This window comes from Pararhizobium sp. IMCC21322 (assembly GCF_030758295.1).
In the GTDB taxonomy this organism is placed as follows: domain Bacteria; phylum Pseudomonadota; class Alphaproteobacteria; order Rhizobiales.
On sequence record NZ_CP132335.1, the window covers coordinates 504051 to 523411 of the forward strand.

17 protein-coding genes are annotated in these 19361 nt (G+C 56.0%); 10 read left to right on the plus strand and 7 right to left on the minus strand.

Annotated features, from left to right (window positions below; genetic code table 11):
• Nucleotides 1-2: 2 nt before the first annotated feature.
• The 4 genes from RAL91_RS02560 to RAL91_RS02575 all read right to left on the minus strand — a co-directional run bounded on the left by RAL91_RS02560 (nucleotide 3) and on the right by RAL91_RS02575 (nucleotide 5361).
• The gene (locus RAL91_RS02560) at nucleotides 3-1115 is read right to left on the minus strand and encodes a TRAP transporter substrate-binding protein (RefSeq protein WP_306259434.1); all 1113 of its coding nucleotides are present in this window, start codon (nucleotides 1113-1115) and stop codon (nucleotides 3-5) included.
• A gap of 93 nt (nucleotides 1116-1208) precedes the next feature.
• Nucleotides 1209-2021 (minus strand): YiiX/YebB-like N1pC/P60 family cysteine hydrolase, encoded by an 813-nt coding sequence (locus RAL91_RS02565; protein WP_306262743.1) that lies wholly within the window; start codon nucleotides 2019-2021, stop codon nucleotides 1209-1211.
• Between the two features lie 47 nt (nucleotides 2022-2068).
• On the minus strand, nucleotides 2069-3886 hold the full coding sequence (locus RAL91_RS02570; protein ID WP_306259436.1) for a heme biosynthesis HemY N-terminal domain-containing protein: 1818 nt from the start codon (nucleotides 3884-3886) through the stop codon (nucleotides 2069-2071).
• A complete protein-coding gene (locus RAL91_RS02575; RefSeq protein WP_306259438.1) occupies nucleotides 3883-5361 on the minus strand; it encodes a hypothetical protein in 1479 nt (492 codons plus the stop codon). Before RAL91_RS02575 ends, RAL91_RS02570 begins: the two co-directional genes overlap by 4 nt.
• Between RAL91_RS02575 and RAL91_RS02580 the strand changes: the two genes are divergently transcribed.
• A complete protein-coding gene (locus RAL91_RS02580; protein WP_306259440.1) occupies nucleotides 5360-6034 on the plus strand; it encodes a hypothetical protein in 675 nt (224 codons plus the stop codon). The two genes, RAL91_RS02575 and RAL91_RS02580, sit on opposite strands and share 2 nt — an antisense overlap.
• Nucleotides 6035-6094: 60 nt before the next feature.
• Here the strand turns inward: RAL91_RS02580 and RAL91_RS02585 are convergent, their stop codons facing one another.
• Nucleotides 6095-6898, minus strand: coding sequence for a uroporphyrinogen-III synthase (locus RAL91_RS02585; RefSeq protein WP_306259442.1), 804 nt, complete (start codon nucleotides 6896-6898; stop codon nucleotides 6095-6097).
• A gap of 12 nt (nucleotides 6899-6910) precedes the next feature.
• Nucleotides 6911-7915, minus strand: coding sequence for a hydroxymethylbilane synthase (hemC, locus tag RAL91_RS02590; RefSeq protein ID WP_306259444.1), 1005 nt, complete (start codon nucleotides 7913-7915; stop codon nucleotides 6911-6913).
• A 100-nt stretch (nucleotides 7916-8015) separates the two neighbouring features.
• Here hemC and tsaD point away from each other — a divergent pair, with 100 nt between their 5' ends.
• From tsaD to acs, 5 genes are all read left to right on the plus strand, one after another.
• Complete coding sequence (gene tsaD, locus RAL91_RS02595; protein WP_306259446.1) at nucleotides 8016-9128, plus strand: tRNA (adenosine(37)-N6)-threonylcarbamoyltransferase complex transferase subunit TsaD; 1113 nt, start codon at nucleotides 8016-8018, stop codon at nucleotides 9126-9128.
• Nucleotides 9125-10129, plus strand: a complete 1005-nt coding sequence (locus tag RAL91_RS02600) for an NAD(P)H-dependent glycerol-3-phosphate dehydrogenase (RefSeq protein ID WP_306259448.1) — start codon at nucleotides 9125-9127, stop codon at nucleotides 10127-10129. Before tsaD ends, RAL91_RS02600 begins: the two co-directional genes overlap by 4 nt.
• A 19-nt stretch (nucleotides 10130-10148) precedes the next feature.
• Nucleotides 10149-10433: a YciI family protein gene (locus RAL91_RS02605; RefSeq protein WP_306259450.1), complete on the plus strand. Its 285-nt coding sequence runs from the start codon at nucleotides 10149-10151 to the stop codon at nucleotides 10431-10433.
• Between the two features lie 23 nt (nucleotides 10434-10456).
• Entirely contained in the window at nucleotides 10457-10870 is a 414-nt protein-coding gene (locus tag RAL91_RS02610) for an EVE domain-containing protein (RefSeq protein ID WP_306259452.1), read from the plus strand.
• Nucleotides 10871-11065: 195 nt separating this feature from the next.
• The gene (acs, locus tag RAL91_RS02615) at nucleotides 11066-13033 is read left to right on the plus strand and encodes an acetate--CoA ligase (protein WP_306259454.1); all 1968 of its coding nucleotides are present in this window, start codon (nucleotides 11066-11068) and stop codon (nucleotides 13031-13033) included.
• Between the two features lie 119 nt (nucleotides 13034-13152).
• Here the strand turns inward: acs and RAL91_RS02620 are convergent, their stop codons facing one another.
• Nucleotides 13153-13383 (minus strand): DUF1674 domain-containing protein, encoded by a 231-nt coding sequence (locus RAL91_RS02620; RefSeq protein ID WP_306262745.1) that lies wholly within the window; start codon nucleotides 13381-13383, stop codon nucleotides 13153-13155.
• A gap of 92 nt (nucleotides 13384-13475) precedes the next feature.
• Between RAL91_RS02620 and htpX the strand changes: the two genes are divergently transcribed.
• The 4 genes from htpX to purH all read left to right on the plus strand — a co-directional run bounded on the left by htpX (nucleotide 13476) and on the right by purH (nucleotide 19359).
• On the plus strand, nucleotides 13476-14384 hold the full coding sequence (gene htpX / locus RAL91_RS02625; RefSeq protein WP_306259455.1) for a zinc metalloprotease HtpX: 909 nt from the start codon (nucleotides 13476-13478) through the stop codon (nucleotides 14382-14384).
• Nucleotides 14381-15760 carry an RsmB/NOP family class I SAM-dependent RNA methyltransferase gene (locus RAL91_RS02630; RefSeq protein ID WP_306259456.1) on the plus strand — a complete coding sequence of 460 codons (1380 nt, stop codon included), beginning with the start codon at nucleotides 14381-14383 and terminating at the stop codon, nucleotides 15758-15760. The genes htpX and RAL91_RS02630 overlap by 4 nt, the downstream gene beginning before the upstream one ends.
• 105 nt (nucleotides 15761-15865) lie before the next feature.
• Entirely contained in the window at nucleotides 15866-17701 is a 1836-nt protein-coding gene (locus RAL91_RS02635; protein WP_306259458.1) for a heparinase II/III family protein, read from the plus strand.
• Between the two features lie 41 nt (nucleotides 17702-17742).
• A complete protein-coding gene (gene purH, locus RAL91_RS02640; protein WP_306259460.1) occupies nucleotides 17743-19359 on the plus strand; it encodes a bifunctional phosphoribosylaminoimidazolecarboxamide formyltransferase/IMP cyclohydrolase in 1617 nt (538 codons plus the stop codon).
• The last annotated feature ends 2 nt before the right edge of the window (nucleotides 19360-19361 follow it).

Sequence of the window (19361 nt, forward strand, 5' to 3'; positions counted from 1 at the left end):
ATCTATTTCAAAACCCGCTCACGCATATCAAGTGCCCGCTTTTCGGAGACGGAGGAATAGGCATTCGCTTCGGCCCGGAATTCGGTGAAGGATTTGAAGATATCCCCGGCCAACGGGCTGCTTTCACCCAGTTCCTGCAACACAACTTCGGCTTCAATCCCAAGAGCATCGACCACATCATCGGGCAGGAATTTCACCTGAACCCCTTCCTTCTCGAGCAAAGGTTTGTAGGAGGTGATGTTGTGGAAGGTGAAATCAGCAAGAGATTCATAGGACGTTGCCATGGAGGCATTGCGCACAACGGCTTGCAGATGGTCTGGCAAATCCATGAATTCCTGACGGTTCACCAGCATTTCCAGTGCAGGACCAAGCTCATGGAAGGCTGGCATATAGTAGTATTTCGCCACTTTGTAGAGACCAAAGGCCAGATCATTCCACGGACCGATCCATTCGGCGGCATCAATTGCGCCGGACTGCATGGCCGGGAAAATCTCACCCGGCGGCAGCAGGACGGTGTTCACACCAATCCGCCGCATCACTTCGCCGCCCAATCCGGCGATGCGCATTTTGATGCCCTTGAAGTCATCCAGTGAGTTCAACTCCTTGGTGAACCAGCCGCCCGCCTGAGGGCCGGACGATCCGGCGTAAAATGGCAGCACGCCAAAAGGCTCATAGGCTTTTTCCCAAAGCGCCTGACCGCCACCAAACTGCACCCAGGCAGCGTGCTCATGCGCCAGCAGACCAAAGGGAACACCGGTGAAAAAGTGGAAGGACGGATCCTTGCCCTGCCAGTAATATGGCGTGGCATGGCCCATTTGCGCGGTGCCTGAAGAGATGGCGTCGAACACCTCAAAGGGTGGAACCAGTTCTCCGGCAGCGTAGAGTTCTACGGTCAATTCGCCATTCGACATGGCGGTAATCTTGTCGGCCAGTCTTTGCGCATTCACACCAACGCCGGGCGCATTTTTTGGCCAGCTTGTTGCCATTTTCCAGGTGCGCCCCGAGCTCTGTGCCAGAGCCGGTGTGGCCAGGGTTGCTGTGGCTGCTGTCGCCGCAGCGCCGCTTGCCAGGAATTTGCGGCGTGAAACTTTACGCTTTGCATCAGTGTTGGACATGAAATGCTCCCGTATGGTTTTAGCTTTAGCCCGTATGGTTTTTCGCTTCAGGTTGTGAATTAGTGAGTAAATTTAGGGCCGGTGTAAACAGTTTTATTTGGTTGGCGTGCCGCCCGTGTCGCCCCATTTCAGGGTTCGGTAGTCAAAGCCGCGTTCGATGGTTGGCTTGATGATAGAAAAATAGGGCGACAGATCAAAGTCACGTGGTGCGAAAAGGGAATGATGGCGGATATGCAGAATTTCCCGGCGGGTATAGTACATATGTTGACCGCGCCAATCGCGCGTAACTGCTTTGTCAGTCACCAGTTCAACCCGTGGCAGAATGGGATATCGCACTTTCTGGAAAGCCTGCGCGATCAGGGTTGAGCAAATGGCACGGGTGGGGTCTCCCGAGCCCAGCGCCAGCATACGGCGACGCCAGCGCACGGGTACGGGCGGCGTTGGCAGGAAATAGCGCAGCATGTCAAAAATGTTTTTCAGATCATATTTCAGGCCAATGCGCGCCACCATATACTGCACCACCTTTTCAACATCCTCATCCGTCAGACCCACGGGCCGGCAGATGCGGGTGTTGAAATCGCTGTATTTGGAGAGCTTTTGGGTCACACAGCCTTCGCCAAGATTGACTTCGATCAGGCGATGCCGTTCCCCGTTCTCTTCCTGGACATCCACTGCATCCCCCACGTAAAGGGCTGCATGAGACCAGGTGGACTGGGTCAGATATTTGATCGCGGCGGAGATTTTCTGGTTGCCCTCGACCAACAAAATATCGCCCGGCCGCAAACAGGCTTCCAGCGTATTGGTATCTGAAGGCGTATAGGGCTTGTAGCCGCTGGACTCGCTGCGCAACCGGCCGGCGATCCAGCGTCCAACCCTGTCCAGCAGCGTATCTGCCGGAAGCTTGATTTTTCTAAATGCTGCGCTGCTTTTCCGATCTCCAGACATTGCTTTCTCTAAAACAACTTGAAGCGCTTATCCGTGTCAGCGTCTTCCTTGACAGTGCCTGGGTCATCAGGAATGGGTGACATTGAATCGGGCGATACGAAATTGGGTTCGGATTTGCGGTCCTTTCCGTCCTTGCCATCCTTTTCAGACCCGTCCTGTGCCGCGCCATTGCCTGAAGCTGCCTCCGGCTCCGGCTTGGCACTGTCCACCGCTTTCTCAGCCTCAACAGGATCAGATTTTTGCCCGGAATTTGGCTCAGCTTCTCCCTCGGTTTTTGGCTCAGCCTTGGTACCAGTCTCTGCTTCGATCACGGGGACTGTTTTTGGCTCCGGTTTTTCCGTTTTCTCGGGCGCTTTGGCCTCAACAATTTCCGGCTCTGCAATTGGTGCGGGTTTTTCCGCCTGTGCCTCTGGTTTGGGTTCCGGTTTTGGTATTTCGACAGGCTTTGGCGGCTCGATTTCCAACGGCGCAAGCAGCACATCATCGTCGCTGATGATCACAGTTGGCTTTGCCAGCGCAGATTGTGGCACTTTCCACTCATAGGCATCCAGCAGGCCGGTAACAGGCGAAACAGGTGCCCAATGATCGGAGACAACTCCGTCTGCAATCCAGACCGGATCAGCAGCGGCGTGAACAGCCTTTGACAGCCATTCGCGAACGCGGCCCTTGTCACCATGTTCGCCCTCTTCAATGTCGGCCATCAACAGGCAGGCCCGCTGGGTCGGAATCGACAAATGCGGCAGAAGAGCGGCACGTGCGCCATCCCAATCCTGCGCTTCAATGGACGCTTTTGCCAAAGCGATTGCGCTTTCCACATGATCCGGCAACAGACGTGTCAGGGTCTTGATGCGCTTCACCCGATCACGCGGCGAATCGCCCGGACGCACATGGGCGTAGGTTTCAGCCAGATCCGGATGCGGATTCAGCTTCCATGTGGATTCCAGCGTTTTCACAGCGCGGCGCAATTCTCCCAGACGCGACAGAACGCGGCCGGCAACCACAGCGGCAGGCACCAGATCCGGGGCATGCTTGTGGGCTTCCAACGCGGCAAGCTTCGCTTCCTGCGGTTCCCGGTCCTCATGACTAAGAGCTTTGGCCACCAGAACAACAGCGCGTCGACGCTTGACTTCTGCGCGGTCAATCAGCCCGGCCGCATTATTGGCCGAAATGGTTTTTAACGCACCATCCCAGTCTTCCGCTGCCGATTGATACCGCAACACGGCAGGTCCGGCCCAACTGGCAACGGTGGCGCCATCATTGGGGCGCGCCGGGTGCTTTGCGGCTGTGTCCATAGCACTCAATGCCAGTTGCAACGCAGCTCTGGGATCATTGGTGCGTTCCGCTTCCATGAACAATCCGCGCAGGCCGAGCAATTTGGTTTCCGGCTCATCCATCATGGAATGGAAGGTTTTGCGGGCCGTCTCATGTTCACCTGCCAATTGGGCCGCCTGGGCCTTCAGCAGCAGGGCAAGCGGTGCGTCATTGAGGTATTTATTGGCGCTGTTGGCAGCCTTCTGGGCGCGTTTTGCATCGCCTTCACCCACGGCAATCAGACCGTTGGACAGCGCGTTGTAGCCCTTGTCCCGCCGCCGCGCAGAAAAATACCCTTTCAGCATGTGTGGTGAGCGCCAGATCGCGCGCAATACGCCCCAGATAATGGCAATCACAATCATGAGCACCACAAACGCAATGGCGAAAACCATCAGACTGGTCTCAATTTCACGCCCGGCCCAGTTGAACTGGACATTTCCCGGATTATCGGCAAGCCACGCGAACCCGGCTGCAAATGCCAGAAAGACCGCTACGATACTAAAAACGCGGATCATGAAGGATCTCCCTTGCTGGTTTCAGCCCAGATTGATTGCTGAACCGCATCAAGCTGATCCTGAAGACCGGCTGCACTTTGATGGTGCTGTGTCTGAACCTGCCAGAGCGAAACTGATTGTTGCAGAGTGTCTGATGCTGCAGCGTTAGCGGCAATCTCATCCAGAAACGCACTCAACTGTGAAAGGTCGCCTGCACTGGCGGCGTCTGCTGCAGACCCCAACTGGGCAGACAGAACGTCGGGTGGTGCTGCCTCCGTATTGTTGGTGTTGCGTATGGTAACCAGTCCCTGAGCGCCTTTCATAATGCCGTCAAACAGGCCCTTGGCCGTAACATTGTCATCATTTGCTGCAGTTTCTTCGCTCGTGGTTGCGGATGCAAGAGTTGCATCATAGGCAGCGCGTGCGTCTGAAATCTGGCTTGCCAGAACGGGCAGAGGCGTCAGGCCCGCTGCTGCTGCCTGCAGGAACTCTTCGGGCAGTTCGACAGTGCTGCCACGGTCGGCCAACAGAGTGCGCGCCTGCGTTACAAGACCTGCGAAAGGCATGCCCTCCGCTATGGCTGTATTGAGGGCGCCTTGAACATAGGCCAGTCTGGCCCCATCCATTGCAGCATCCGGTTGCTCTTCAGGCGGTGCAGCAACGGTTTCTTCCAGACGGTCTGTTTTGCCGGCCACGCGCTTGACTGTTCCTGCCACACCCTCGACGGTGTCTGTCAGCGATTGCAAATCCAACTGCTGCTGTTGCGCCGTGAGTTGCATTGTTTCCATGATCGCCAACTGATCCTGCAGGTTGGTGACCATGTCGCCCATCGCGTTAAGCTCTTCGCGGACGGGCACTGGAATGTCCGTGCTCTGCACACCGATCTGATCAGCTTGAGCACCAATCATCTCGCCCTGAGCGTTGATCTTATCGGCCTGAGTGCTGATCTCGTCGGACAGCGCCGTCAAGCGCCCTTCCAATGCAGCCAGGGCGGGCCCTTCGCCGGCTTCGCCTTCAGCGACAGAATTTTCCAGCGCGTTTTGCTGATCGGCCAGCCGGGACAATTCACTGGCAACAATTTCATTTTGCGAAATCATCTCACCAGACAGCGTCGCCAATTGAGCGTCCAGAGCTTCCAGCGCCGCCTGCACTTCGCTCTGCGCGGCATTTGCTGTCTCCAGACTGCCCTGACCTGCGGCAAGCGCTTCGTTGATCTGCGTCCGCAGCGCGTCAAGGTCGGCCTGCAAAGCCTCAGTGCCGCTTGTATCAACAGGTTGCTCAGCCAGTGCTTCGATGCGCGTGTTCAGATTGGTGATGCTTTCAGAAAGGGCAGATGACTGATCGGACAATCCACTGACAGTCCCGGACAGTTCGGACATTTGTGTCTGCGCTGCGTCAACGCGGCTGTCATCTGTGGTTGCCAGCAGGCCTGAGCCAAGCACGGCATAGGCACCCAGTAATGTGATAATGCCGCCGACACCGCCTGCAAGAACCATGGCAAGTATACTGGTGCCACCACCTCTTTGCGATTGCGCGCGCGCCGGAGCAACATTCGCACGGGGCGGCGGCGCTTTTGATGCTTGTGTCGGCTTTGACGCTCCGGTGGCAGTTGACGCTGAAGCCGAACCAGTGGCTGGTTTTGCATCTGGCTTTTTGCTGCTGGCCTGCGCCGTCCCAGTCGATCCAGTTGTGGTCGTCGCGGCGGTCTTAGCTGCTGTGGCAGCCGCTTGCTTTGCAGCCGGGGTTGGCTTGCCTGCAGCGGCATCCTTGGACGGTTCAGATTTCGTTGGCGCGTTCGCCGTGCTTTTCGCAGCCGTCGTCTTCACCTCATTGGGTGCCAGATCAATGGTGGTTGGTTTGGGCGTAAGCTGCGTTGTCCCGCCAGCGGGCTTGGAAGCTGATGGTGTGGACTTGGCTCCTGACGGTGCAGGTTTCGCACCAGGCCCGGAGCCATCCGGTTTGGGCGTCGATGTTGCTGCAGCGTTGGGGGTGCGGGATCGCGCTGACCCTGTGGAGCCAGAGGAACTTGTGGACCGAGAGGACCCAGTGGACCGGGATTTTGAGGTCGGGCGTCTTGGTGATTTTGCCATTCTATGGTCCCTCTTGCACTGCTTTTGGATGGAAGAGACAGTTTTGCCAACTTCAACCCGCTACATAAGGCAGATATAAGCAGTTGCAATCCGGGATCACAAGACAGGTCGGTCCGGATTCAGCTCTGATCCGGGCAGTTCAGATCGAATTGGATGATTTACGGTGAATATTTAGTTGTTTAACTAACTTATCTACCACGGAATCTGATGATTCCATGGTTGCAACTGCAATCCTGTTAAACCCGGATTGGCGCGCCCGGTCTGCCACGGCCTGTGAAATACACACAGTCAGAAGCTGATCCTGAACCTGCTTTGCGCTGCCCCCAAAATGGCTCTGAAGCAACGTAGCGGCCTGCATAGCGGAGCGACTGGAAAACAGCGTTGTGGCCACAATTTGTTGGTTTTCAAATGCCTCTCTGGCGGCATCAGAAAGCTGATGTTCAAACTCGGCTTCATATAATTCACTCAGAGTCAGATCGAAATCCTGGGACAAAGCCTCCTCCAGAATTGGCGTTCTGGACCTCCCGGCAAGGTACAGCAGGTTTGATGGTGAAGCGCCCAAACGCCTTGGCAGCTCGTCGCGCACAAGGGCCACCATTCCGCGGCTGCCCTGATGGTCCGAACACAGCACCTTTTGAAATCCCATGTCCCGGGCCAGGTTTTGCGTTGTGGTTCCCGAGACAAAAACCGGATGCGCCACATAGTCCGCCATCCAGTGTTTGGGAAAATGCAGCAATCCATTGACGCTGGTGAAAATCAGGCCCGAAGTCTCAACGGGCGGCAGCGGCGGCCTGTCGGGAACGGGCAGTGGTTTGATGCTTATCACCGGACTGAGCAAAGGTCTGAACCCTGCCGCTGCAAGTGCTCCGGCGTGGTCGTCGGCCTGGGGGAGTGGTCTTGTTACCCAGACAAATGGCTGGTGATCCTGACCCTGAAATTCCATGACAATCCTGGCCTATCGTGTTTCCAGAACATGCTGATTGTGGATGATATCTTTCAGGAAAGTCTCACCCGCTTCCTTGCGGATGCTCTGTCCCGCCTCTCGGCCAAGCGCGGCAGCACTGCTATCATCAGGCGCTTTCAGACCGCGCGCGGTTTCAAACGATGTTTGACCATCGGTGGACAGCACGATGCCGCGAAATGACATTATGTCATCTTCTATGGTGGCAAAGGCTGCAATCGGTGTGCGGCAGGACCCGTCCAGTTCCCGCAAAAAGGCGCGTTCTGCCCACAGGCACAGTCCCGATTCGTGATGATGAATCGGGGCAAGAAAATCTTTGACGTCGGAATTCCGGATGCAAACCTCCACACAAACTGCGCCTTGACCGACGGCGGGCAAAAACGTCTCGGTGGAAAGCCGTGTGGTAATGTGCTCGGAAAGTCCGGTGCGGTTCAGTCCGGCCGTCGCCAGCAAGGTTGCATCAACGTCACCATCTGCCAGCTTGCGTATGCGTGTATCCACATTGCCGCGCAGATTGACGAGTTGCAGATCCGGCCTCTGGCGCTTGATCATGGCCTGACGGCGCAGGCTGGCAGACCCGACCACTGCACCCTGGGGCAGGTCTTCCAGCCGATTGGCCTTGTGGCTGAGAAAAGCATCTGTCGGATCTTCGCGCGGCAAAATGGTAGAAAGTTCCAGCCCCTCGGGAAGAACAGTTGGCATATCCTTGGAAGAATGCACCGCCATGTCCAGCTCGCCAGACAAAAGCCGCTCTTCAATCTCTTCGGTAAACAGGCCCTTGCCGCCCAGTTCGTTCAGCGCCCGGTCCTGAATCCGGTCACCGGCTGTGCTGATCACATCAATGGAAAAGCAGTCTTCACTCAGATCATGAACCGCCATGAGCCGGGCGCGCAACTCGGCAGCCTGTGCCAGCGCCAGAATACTTCCTCGTGTGCCAATGCGTATCGGCTTTTCGCCAGTGGGTCTCAGAACTGTTTCAGCTTTTGTTTGCAGGGTCATGGGGGCAATGCTAGGTGATAGCGCACATGCGCAGACTGTTTTCGCGTTGTTGCATAAACTATTGTGACAGTGGCCCCAAGCGCAATTTTGGAATTTTGCCATGCGCCTTCTCGGCATTGAAACCAGTTGTGATGAAACGGCCGCTGCTGTTGTGGATGGTAGCATTGCTCCGGACGGACAGCCAGAGGGCCAAATTCTCTCAAATATCGTGCTCAGTCAGAAGGACCACGAAGCCTTTGGCGGCGTGGTACCGGAAATTGCAGCCCGCGCCCATGTGATGGCAATTGACAGCGTCATCATGGCAGCCATGAAGGAAGCAGACTGCGATTTTTCCGATCTGGATGCGCTCGCTGTCTCCTCCGGCCCTGGCCTGATTGGCGGCCTGATCGTGGGCCTGATGGCGGCAAAAACCATTGCCCTTGCACATGATCTGCCATTTCTGGGTGTCAATCATCTGGAAGGTCATGCCCTGACGGCGCGTCTCAGCGATCAATTGCCCTATCCGTATTTGCTGCTTTTGGTATCAGGTGGCCATTCCCAGATTTTGCTGGTCAGCGGGCTTGGCCAATATCATCGCCTTGGCAGCACCATCGACGATGCCCTGGGCGAGGCGTTTGACAAGACCGCCAAGCTGCTGGGTCTGGGCTATCCGGGCGGCCCCGCAGTCGAGCGCGCCGCATTGCAAGGTGATCCTGAACGATTCAGGTTCCCCATGCCTCTGCGTGGAAAGATGCCGCCCAATTTTTCCTTTTCCGGCCTGAAAACAGCGGTGCGTCAGCAGGCAGAGGCACTGGTGCAGGAGGGGTCTTTATCAGATCAGGATGTCGCAGATATCTGTGCCAGCTTTCAAAAGACGGTTGCCGCCATCATTGAGGACCGGCTGATACGCGCTTTTGATCTGGCCGCGAATCGAAGCGATGTGCTGGCTGCACTGGACGGAAAATCCCTGCCATTGGTGGTTGCTGGCGGTGTCGCGGCCAATCAGGTGCTGCGTGACCATCTTGGCCGTGTGGCCGACCGGTTGGATACACAAATCATAGCACCCCCGCTTAATCTGTGCGGCGATAATGGTGCGATGATAGCCTGGGCAGGTCTGGAACGCTTTGCAACCGGTGAAAGCCACGATTTCGCGCTGGCGCCGCGCGCCAGATGGCCGCTCGACATGAATGCGCAAACCATGATCGGCCACGGCAAGGCAGGGGCCAAGGTATGAGCATTGCCAAAAAAATCGGCGTTGTCGGTGGTGGTGCCTGGGGCACCGCATTGGGCGTGGCCGCGCTCAATGCAGGGGCTGAGGCCACGCTGTGGGCGCGTGATGCAGACCTTGTGGACAGCATCAACACAGATCACGAAAATCCGATCTATCTGCCAAATGTCAAACTGCCGGAGGCTTTGAGAGCCAGCACCACTTTGGAAGATCTGGCAGATTGTGACGCGCTTTTGATGGTCATCCCCACACAGCAAATGCGGTTGGTCTTCACCACCTTGATGAAATACTGGCCTGCTGAAAGACCGCTGATCCTCTGTGCCAAGGGCATTGAGCAGGCAAGCGGCCTGTTGCCGGCAGGAATCATAAGGGATTTGCGAGTTGATCAGACGCTGGCCGTTTTGTCCGGACCGAGCTTTGCGGTGGATGTTGTGGCCGGCAAACCCACTGCGGTGACGCTTGCAGCCGATCAAATTGAGCGCTCTGAAGCGCTGTGCCGGATGCTGGCAAGCCCGCTGTTCCGCCCTTATGCGGCAGATGATCTGACAGGTGTGGAAATTGGCGGCGCTTTGAAAAATGTGACCGCTGTTTGCTGCGGCATTGCCGCCGGCTGCCAATTGGGCGCCAGCGCAGGGGCTGCCCTGATGGCGCGCGGTTTTTCCGAAATGGTGCGTTATGGTGTGGCCCATGGCGCACAGGCACAAACCTTTATGGGGCTGTCCGGATTTGGCGATCTGGTCCTGACCTGCTCCAGCACACAATCGCGCAATTTTTCCTTTGGATTTGGTCTGGGCGCAGGCACAGTTGATATTTCCGATGCGCTTGAAGGACGGGTGCCGCTGGCCGAAGGCGCTTTCACCGCTGGCGTTGCGGCGCACACGGCCCGAACAAAAAACCTTGATTTGCCGATCCTTCAGACCGTATCTGAAATCCTGGACGGAACCATCAGTGTCGATGCGGCGATTCACCGCCTGTTGGATCGTCCATTGAAAGCTGAGAAACTATAAAGCGCGCAGGGAGACAAAAATGTATTTTATCGTTTATGCCAAGGACAAGCCCGGACACACAGAGATGCGTGCCAGCAACCGCCCGGATCACGTGGCCTGGCTGAAATCCTGGTCTGTCCCGGTGGCAGGGCCTCTGCTTGCTGATGACAATGAAACCATGATCGGCTCCATGCTGATTGTCGAGGGCGACAGCCGGGAAGAAGTTGAAGCCATGTTGCCCAACGACCCTTATGCAAAAGCCGGCTTGTTTGAAAGCGTGGAAGTTCGCCCTTGGATATGGGCGCTCGGCGCACCAACTGCATAGTTCCCAAGTATCAGGAGATATCTATGGCCTATTGGCTTTTTAAATCCGAACCCTTCAAATGGTCCTGGGACATGCAAAAGGCCAAGGGCGACGCTGGAGAAGAGTGGGATGGCATCCGCAATTATCAGGCGCGCAATTTCATGCGGGACATGAAAGTCGGCGATCAGGGTTTTTTCTATCATTCCAATGAGGGAAAAGAGATTGTCGGTATTGTGGAAATCAGCAATGAGATTCATCCTGACAGCACCACCGATGATCCGCGCTGGGAATGTGTGGATATCAAAGCCGTCAAGGATGTGCCGAAACCGGTTACATTGGCTGATGTGAAGGCCACTCCGGAACTGGCGGAAATGGCATTGGTCAAATCCATGCGCCTGTCTGTGCAGCCGGTTCGCCCCGAAGAATGGGCGCTGGTGTGTAAAATGGGTGGGCTTTGACCCACTTCAGCTGACCCGCCTGATCTGACCCGCTTGATCTGACCCGCTTGATCTGACCCGCTTGATCTTAAATGTATCACAACCAAAGTTGCCCTACCAAAGTTTCAGGTGGCAAGACTGGATTCTGCGGCGTAGCTTTGCATAATGGCGGCAACCGATAGTGACACGACATAATTCCGTCTGGGAGGACAATTCATGAGCAACTCTGATCTGCATCCGGTATCCGATACCTGGGCAAAATCCGCCCATATCAATGATGAAAAATATCTGGAAATGTATCAGGCATCGGTGAGTAACCCGGATGCGTTTTGGGCCGAACACGGCAAGCGGGTGGATTGGATCAAGCCATTCACCAAGGTGAAAAACACCTCTTTTGACTATCACAATGTTTCCATCAAATGGTTTGAAGACGGCGAATTGAACGTCTCCGCCAATTGTGTGGACCGGCATGTGGCAACCCGTGGTGACCAGACGGCCATTATCTGGGAACCGGATAGCCCGGACGACGAAGCCCTGCACATCACTTACAAGCAATTGCAAACCCATGTGTGCCGATTTGCCAATGTGTTGAAAGACATGGGCATTGCCAAAGGTGACCGCGTTATCATTTACATGCCGATGATCCCGGAAGCAGCCTATGCCATGTTGGCCTGTGCCCGGATCGGGGCCATTCATTCCATCGTGTTTGCCGGGTTTTCACCTGATGCGCTGGCTGACCGGGTCAGAGGTTGTCAGGCCAAACTGGTTATCACCGCAGATGAAGCGCCACGCGGTGGACGTAACACGGCGCTGAAATCGAATGTCGACAAGGCACTTGAGAAAGCCCAAAACGCGGCTCAGGGCGGAGCATCCGTTACCACCAAGGCGCTGGTGGTCAAACGCACCGGCGGTGACGTTGCCATGAAGGATGGCCGCGATGTCTGGCTGCATGAAGCAGAGGCCAATGTGTCTGATGAGTGCACGCCTGAGGCGATGAATGCTGAAGATCCGCTGTTCATTCTCTACACCTCCGGCTCTACCGGCATGCCGAAGGGTGTGGTTCACACCACGGGCGGCTACATCGTCTACGCCTCAATGACCCATCAATATGTCTTCGATTATCAGGACGGCGACATTTACTGGTGTACCGCTGATGTGGGCTGGGTCACTGGCCACTCCTATATCGTCTATGGCCCGCTTGCCAATGGCGCAACGACGCTGATGTTTGAGGGCGTACCGACTTATCCGGACGCCTCACGCTTCTGGCAGATCTGTGACAAGCACAAGGTCAACCAGTTCTACACCGCACCCACAGCAATCCGCGCCCTGATGGGCAAAGGCAATGACTTTGTCGATAAATGCGATTTGTCATCTCTGAAACTGCTGGGCTCCGTTGGCGAGCCGATCAATCCGGAAGCCTGGAACTGGTATGATGAAGTGGTCGGCAAGGGCAAGTGCCCGATTGTCGATACCTGGTGGCAGACCGAAACCGGCGGCATTCTGATTACGCCTTTGCCCGGTGCAACAGCCACAAAGCCCGGCTCGGCAACCCGCCCCTTCTTTGGGGTGATGCCCGTTATTCTGAACGATCAGGGTGAAGTACTGGAAGGCACGGCAGAAGGTATTCTGGCGATGGAAGATTCCTGGCCGGGCCAGATGCGCACGGTCTGGGGCGACCATGACCGCTTTGTGTCCACTTACTTTGAACATTTCAAAGGCTACTATTTCACAGGTGATGGCTGCCGCCGCGACGATGATGGCTATTACTGGATCACAGGCCGTGTTGATGATGTGCTCAACGTCTCCGGCCATCGCATGGGAACGGCGGAAGTGGAATCAGCCCTTGTGGCCCATCCCAAAGTGTCAGAGGCCGCAGTTGTCGGCTATCCCCATGATATCAAGGGCCAGGGCATCTATTGCTACGTGACTTTGATGGAAGGTGATGAGCCGTCGGATGAGTTGCGTGTAGAGCTGCAGAATTGGGTGCGCCAGGAAATCGGTCCGATAGCCAAGCCCGATGTGCTGCAATGGGCGCCCGGCCTGCCAAAAACCCGCTCCGGCAAGATCATGCGCCGGATTCTGCGCAAGATCGCCGAAAATGAAACCGGTTCGTTGGGGGATACGTCCACATTGGCTGATCCCTCAGTCGTGGATGATCTGATTGCCAATCGGGCCAATAAATAGCGGCGGCCTTTAAACATTGCCGCTTCTCCAGCTTTGGACCCACTAACATTGTCGTCCTCGGATTTATTCCGAGGACCCACACTTTACGATGGTCAACCCGGCGTTCCCTTTAACAGGGATCAAAAGTCAATGGCGCGACCGTTGATTTCCCAATCGCCATACCGCGCCGGGTCATGCCCGCCGCGGCCACCCTCTTCTTTTGGCAGGCTCGCAGCATCAGCTTTTGCCTGATTGCGGCGTGCCTGTGCTTCGGCCAGCGCGCGCTGCGCTGCAGGCGACAAGACTTTGGCAGCCTCATCGTCAGCTTCAGCTACGCTGTTTGGTTCCAAATTTTCTGTTTTTCCGGTCATGGCGTGGATATAAGGCAGGCGGGTCCACTTGCAAAGTCGCATTTATGTGCCCAATTTGAGCGCTACACAGAGACTCTCGAAAGCTGACAAAGATGAACTATACCAAAACGGCCATGCTTCTGGCCGCTATGACGGCCCTTTTCATGGGTATCGGATATCTGCTGGGCGGTGCTGGCGGCGCAATGATTGCGTTCATTATTGCGCTTGGAATGAACCTCTTCAGCTATTGGAAATCCGACAAGATGGTGCTGCGCATGCACAATGCGGTGGAAGCACACGAAGAAAATGCGCCGGAGTTTTTTGCCATCGTACGGGGTCTGGCCGAAGCGGCTGATTTGCCGATGCCAGCGGTCTATCTGATCAAGAACCCGCAGCCAAATGCGTTTGCAACGGGCCGCAATCCGGAAAACGCGGCTGTTGCTGCGACCACTGGCCTGCTGGAGCTTCTGGAGCCGGAGGAAGTGGCCGGGGTGATGGCCCATGAACTAGCTCATATCCAGAACCGTGACACGCTGATCATGACCATGACAGCAACCATTGCGGGTGCCATTTCCATGATTGCGAATTTCGGCCTCTTTTTTGGTGGCAATCGCAATAATAATGGTATTGGCATCATCGGTGCGATTCTGGCGGCTATTATTGCGCCAATGGCGGCGGGTATCGTTCAGATGGCAATTAGCAGAACACGGGAATATGCTGCGGACAAACGTGGCGCAGAAATCTGCAATCATCCTTTGTGGCTGGCATCCGCGCTCAAAAAAATTGCCAGCGGGGTGAGCAAAGTTGAAAATATGGATGCCGAGCGCAATCCTGCCTCGGCCCATATGTTTATCATCAACCCGCTGTCAGGTGCCCGGATGGACAATCTGTTCTCTACGCATCCCAACACAGATAACCGCATAGCCGCCTTGCGCGCCATGGAACAGGACTGGGACCAGACTTATGATGAGGTGGATGACCAGCATGGTGGCGAATCGCAGAATGCCGGGCCCTGGGGGTGAGTAACGCAAAAGCCGGCGGCGCATCCACCGATCAAAGACGTACCCGCAAAAGTCAGGGACAGGGAAACAACCGCCGCAATGCGCCAGGCCTTGCGCCGCGCAAGGTTGCAGCTCATCTGATCAGCCAGATCATCAGCAAGCGCAAGGCGCTGGAAACGCTGCTGGAGGATGGCAAGGACAGTGGTTATTCCAATTTGCAGCCGCAGGATAAAGCACTGGCGCGGGCAATCGCGTCGACAACATTGCGCCATTTTGGCGAGATTCAGGAGCTCATCAAGAAGCGTTTGACCAAACGCCTGCCGGTCTCTGCTCCCTATCTTCCCGGTGTTTTATACACCGCTGTTGCACAGATTCTGTTTATGGAAGTGGCAGATCATGCCGCCGTTTCTCTGGCTGTTGATGCCGCTGCATCCGACCCGAAAGCAAGGCATTTCAAACCTTTGGTCAATGGCGTTCTGCGCGGCCTCTTGCGTGAACGCGAGGCATTTGAGCCAGACACCACGCTGAATACGCCCGAGTGGTTGCGCACCATGCTGATCAGTCAATATGGGGCCGACAAGGCCCATGCGATCATGCAGGCCAATATGCAGCGTGCTGATTTGGACCTGACGATGCGCGCTGATCCTGATGCATGGGCAACGCGCCTCAATGGCGAAAGAATTTGTGAGCGCACAGTGCGCCTTGCGGCGGTCAGCAAGGTGTTTGAGCTGGATGGATTCAAATCAGGTGACTGGTGGGTCCAGGATGCGGCAGCTTCCGTTCCCGCTGATCTTTTGATGAATGCCTTACGGCGCGGTGGTGCGCTAGGCGATACGCATGTGCTGGATGCCTGCGCTGCCCCCGGTGGCAAGACGGCTCAATTGGCAGCTGCCGGGCTGCAGGTTACGGCACTGGATATCTCTGCGCACCGTGTGAAGCGCCTTCAGGAAAACCTGCAGCGTCTCAACCTGTCGGCGAAAATGGTCACTGCTGATTTGCTGACTATGAATGACCCATCGGCCTTTGATGCCATCCTGCTGGATGCACCCTGTTCGGCCACGGGAACGATCCGACGGCACCCGGATGTGGCCTGGTTGAAAACCCGAGCCCAGATCAATGAATTGGTGGCCTTGCAGCGCAACATGCTGGCCAAGGCTGCAAAGCTGTTAAAGCCCGGCGGAACCATGGTCTTCTGTACGTGCTCGCTTCTGGCCGAGGAAGGCGAAGCACATCTTGACTATGTGCAAAACGAGCTTGGACTTGTGCTGGACCCAATTACGCTGGACGAGACGAATTTATGCAGCCCGTTGACCGTTGCAGATGGTGTCTTTAGAAGCACGCCAGACATGGTGCCAAGTATGGATGGATTTTTCATCCTAAGGTTAATGCGCCCTTAATGGTAACTGCTGTATCTGTGGGTGGTTGAACGAAGTTGCGCACGCAATTTTAAAGGCGCTCCGTTTTAGAGTGAAGGGATTTCGCCGTTGTCAGACGCGCGTAGAATGGTGGAAATCAAATTACCTGGTGCTTTTGCCGGGAAGTTTCGCCTGTCCAGCGTTGTAGCTCGTGCAGCGTTCCAGTCCCTCAAACGCAGCTTCCACTCCAGCCCGGCCTACCGCTGGAGCTATGGCGGTCCTGCGCCGGAACGGTTGCTGATTGCCCCGCCCGATGTGCGCACTGCTGATCCCACCATTGCAACAGAACTGATCAACGGCACATTTGTGTTTGCTGGCGAAGTTGTGGAAGCACCGGATTACTCTCCGTTTGAAGTCATTCCGCCAACACCGGCCTGGGGCCGTGAAATCCACGGGTTTTCCTGGCTGCGCCATCTCAAGGCGACCGACGATCCGGCAGCCCGACAAGTTGCGCGCGAAATGGTGGAAGACTGGATCGAAATTCACGGACGATGGGATGATCTTGCCTGGGATCATGAAGTCACCTCAACCCGCATTCTGGCCTGGCTGGCTCAGTCACCGCTGGTGCTGCAGGGCAGTGATCATGAATTCTACACCACGTTTTTGAAATCACTGAACCGGCAGGTCCGTTATCTGCGCCGCATGGTGGGTGATTTGCCCCCTGGTGTCGGGCGGCTGAAAGCATCCATTGCGCTGGCCGCTGCGACACTGTCGATGTCTGGTCAAAAACGCTATTCCCGATCCAGCGCCCGGCGTCTGGATGAAGAACTGAATTCCCAGATTCTACCCGACGGTGGCCATATCAGCCGCTCACCAGCTGTGATCATTGATATTCTGACAGATCTTCTGCCGCTTCGGCAGGCGTTTACAGCGCGTGGTCTGGAGCCAACCAAAGCCATCATGACTGCTATTGACCGGATGATGCCGATGCTGCGGTTTTTCCGCCATGGCGATGGCGCTTTTGCCCATTTCAACGGGATGGGTGGCACCAAGTCTGATCTGATTGCCACTCTGCTGGCCTATGATGATGCGCGTGGAAAGCCCGTACTTCAGGCCAAATACACTGGTTACAGCCGTATGGAAGCTGGCACTGCGATTATTATTGCTGACACCGGACCCGCACCGCCCATGCGGTTGAGCGATACCGCCCATGCGGGCACGCTGTCGTTTGAGTTTTCCAGTAACCGGCAGCGGATCATTACCAATTGCGGTGCGCCGTCTGCTCATCTGTCCGAGTGGCGCCAAATGACCCGCTCGACGGCAGCTCACAGCACGCTGGGCCTGAATGACACATCCTCGGCCCGGTTCCTGACCGATTCAAGCGCTGAAAAATGGCTTGGCCCGGTGGTCATCTCCGGTCCCGAAGATGTGCGGTCCAGCATTTACGAAAACGAGCGTGGCCATGAACTGGTCATGAGCCATGATGGTTATGGTGCGCTGTTTGGACTGGTCCATGAACGCACATTGATTTTGGAGCAGGACGGCAAAAGCCTGTTTGGCGTCGATACATTGTCCGGACGGCCTATGGAGGGTTTTGATGAATTCGCCATACGTTTCCACATTCACCCTGGCGTCTCGGCCAGTACGACATCCAATGGAGAAAGCGTATTTCTGTCATTGCCCAATGGCGATGCCTGGGAATTTGAGGCCACGCCCGGTATCGAACTTGCGCTGGAAGAAAGCATCTACATGTCCGAAACCTTCGGCCATCGGCGCAGCGAACAGATTGTGATCTACGGCAATGCCAGCAAAATGAATTCGGTCACCTGGTCCTTTGTCCAGTCCGGCAGTGCGCGCTCCCGGCCCTTGTCCGAGGCAGATCGGGAAGTTGCCATGCGGGTCGACGAAAAAGACTACGCCACAGCGCCGCAATATGCCGATGATGATGATGAAGAGGTTGGCAAAGACGATCCGCTCAAGTAAGCAGGTCGGACTTTCCACAAACTTTCATCGCGAGTCTCTCCATGTCTGCGCCCATCGCCAAAGCGATCTCATTTCCGGATATTGTTCCGGTCAAAACCGCCCTGCTGTCTGTCTCTGACAAAAGCGATCTCATTCCCTATGCCAAGACGCTTCATGAAAACGGGGTGGAACTGATCTCCACTGGCGGCACGTTCAAGGCGATTTCCGATGCCGGTATACCGGTACGCGATGTCTCATCCGTCACCGGCTTTCCAGAAATCATGGATGGGCGGGTCAAAACCCTTCACCCGTCCATTCACGGTGCCTTGCTGGGTCTGCGCGATGATCCTGAGCACCAGGCCGCCATGGCAGACCATGGAATTGCGCCCATCGATCTGGTTGTGGTCAATCTGTACCCGTTTGAAAAAACCGTTGCCTCTGGTGCGGATTATGCAAATTGCGTTGAGAACATCGATATTGGCGGCCCCGCAATGATCCGGGCAGCGGCCAAGAATCATGGCTATGTAACTATTGTCACGGATGCCGCAGATTATGATCTGGTTGGCAAGGCCATTGCGGAGCAGGGCGGCTTGTCCCTTGATGCGCGCAAATCATTTGCCGCACGGGCCTATGCCCGCACCGCCCGTTACGATGCCGCCATCAGCACCTGGTTCGCAGGTCAGTTGGAGAATGAACTGGGCACCGAGCGCGCTTTTGGCGGCACGCGTCATTTGTCTCTGCGCTATGGCGAAAACCCGCATCAGAAGGCCGCATTCTATCTCAGCGATGAAACCCGCAATGGCGTTGCGACCGCTGTTACCCTGCAGGGCAAGGAACTCTCTTACAACAACATCAATGACACCGATGCAGCCTTTGAACTTGTCAGCGAATTCGACCCAGCGGAGACACCGGCTGTCGCCATCATAAAACACGCCAATCCGTGCGGCGTGGCCACTGGCAGCACCCTGATTGAAGCCTATGGCAAAGCCCTTGCCTGTGATCCTGTTTCAGCCTTTGGCGGCATTGTGGCGCTGAACCAGACTTTGACGGCAGAGATGGCCGAGCACATTTTGAAGGTCTTTACCGAAGTCATCATTGCACCGCAAATCGACGAAGCCGCAAAAGCGGTTCTGGCACGCAAACCAAACATCCGCGTCCTGTCTACCGGTGGTCTCTCCAACCCGCGCGCCGTTGGTCAGATGATCAAATCAGTGTCGGGCGGCCTGCTGGTGCAAAGCCGCGATAATGTCTGTGCCGCTGATCTGACTTTGAAAGTCGTTACCAAACGGGCACCGACCCCGGAAGAACTTGCTGATCTGCGCTTTGCCTTCACAATTGCCAAACACGTCAAATCCAATGCCATCGTCTACGCCAAGGACAGGGCAACGGTAGGCATTGGCGCTGGCCAGATGAGCCGTGTGGATTCCACCCGTATTGCTGCTCGAAAATCGGAAGACGCGGCTGAAGCCATGGGCATCAAACACGCGCTCACAAATGGCTCCGTTGTTGCATCCGATGCGTTTTTCCCCTTTGCTGACGGTTTGCTGACAGCAGCCGAGGCCGGCGCAACAGCGGTCATTCAGCCCGGCGGCTCCATGCGCGATCAGGAAGTCATTGAAGCCGCCGATGGCGCGGGCCTTGCCATGGTCTTCACTGGTATCAGGCACTTCCGGCACTAGCC

Excerpts from the sequence above, each read along its gene's own strand:
- hemC (WP_306259444.1), bottom strand. The coding sequence starts at position 7,915 with ATGACCCTGCAAACAAAAGCTGAAACAGTTCTGAGACCCACTGGCGAA.
- RAL91_RS02620 (WP_306262745.1), bottom strand. The coding sequence starts at position 13,383 with ATGACCGGAAAAACAGAAAATTTGGAACCAAACAGCGTAGCTGAAGCT.
- RAL91_RS02570 (WP_306259436.1), bottom strand. The coding sequence starts at position 3,886 with ATGATCCGCGTTTTTAGTATCGTAGCGGTCTTTCTGGCATTTGCAGCC.
- tsaD (WP_306259446.1), top strand. The coding sequence starts at position 8,016 with ATGCGCCTTCTCGGCATTGAAACCAGTTGTGATGAAACGGCCGCTGCT.
- RAL91_RS02585 (WP_306259442.1), bottom strand. The coding sequence starts at position 6,898 with ATGGAATTTCAGGGTCAGGATCACCAGCCATTTGTCTGGGTAACAAGA.
- RAL91_RS02580 (WP_306259440.1), top strand. The coding sequence starts at position 5,360 with ATGGCAAGTATACTGGTGCCACCACCTCTTTGCGATTGCGCGCGCGCC.
- htpX (WP_306259455.1), top strand. The coding sequence starts at position 13,476 with ATGAACTATACCAAAACGGCCATGCTTCTGGCCGCTATGACGGCCCTT.
- RAL91_RS02635 (WP_306259458.1), top strand. The coding sequence starts at position 15,866 with ATGGTGGAAATCAAATTACCTGGTGCTTTTGCCGGGAAGTTTCGCCTG.
- acs (WP_306259454.1), top strand. The coding sequence starts at position 11,066 with ATGAGCAACTCTGATCTGCATCCGGTATCCGATACCTGGGCAAAATCC.
- RAL91_RS02610 (WP_306259452.1), top strand. The coding sequence starts at position 10,457 with ATGGCCTATTGGCTTTTTAAATCCGAACCCTTCAAATGGTCCTGGGAC.
- RAL91_RS02575 (WP_306259438.1), bottom strand. The coding sequence starts at position 5,361 with ATGGTTCTTGCAGGCGGTGTCGGCGGCATTATCACATTACTGGGTGCC.
- RAL91_RS02600 (WP_306259448.1), top strand. The coding sequence starts at position 9,125 with ATGAGCATTGCCAAAAAAATCGGCGTTGTCGGTGGTGGTGCCTGGGGC.
- purH (WP_306259460.1), top strand. The coding sequence starts at position 17,743 with ATGTCTGCGCCCATCGCCAAAGCGATCTCATTTCCGGATATTGTTCCG.
- RAL91_RS02560 (WP_306259434.1), bottom strand. The coding sequence starts at position 1,115 with ATGTCCAACACTGATGCAAAGCGTAAAGTTTCACGCCGCAAATTCCTG.
- RAL91_RS02605 (WP_306259450.1), top strand. The coding sequence starts at position 10,149 with ATGTATTTTATCGTTTATGCCAAGGACAAGCCCGGACACACAGAGATG.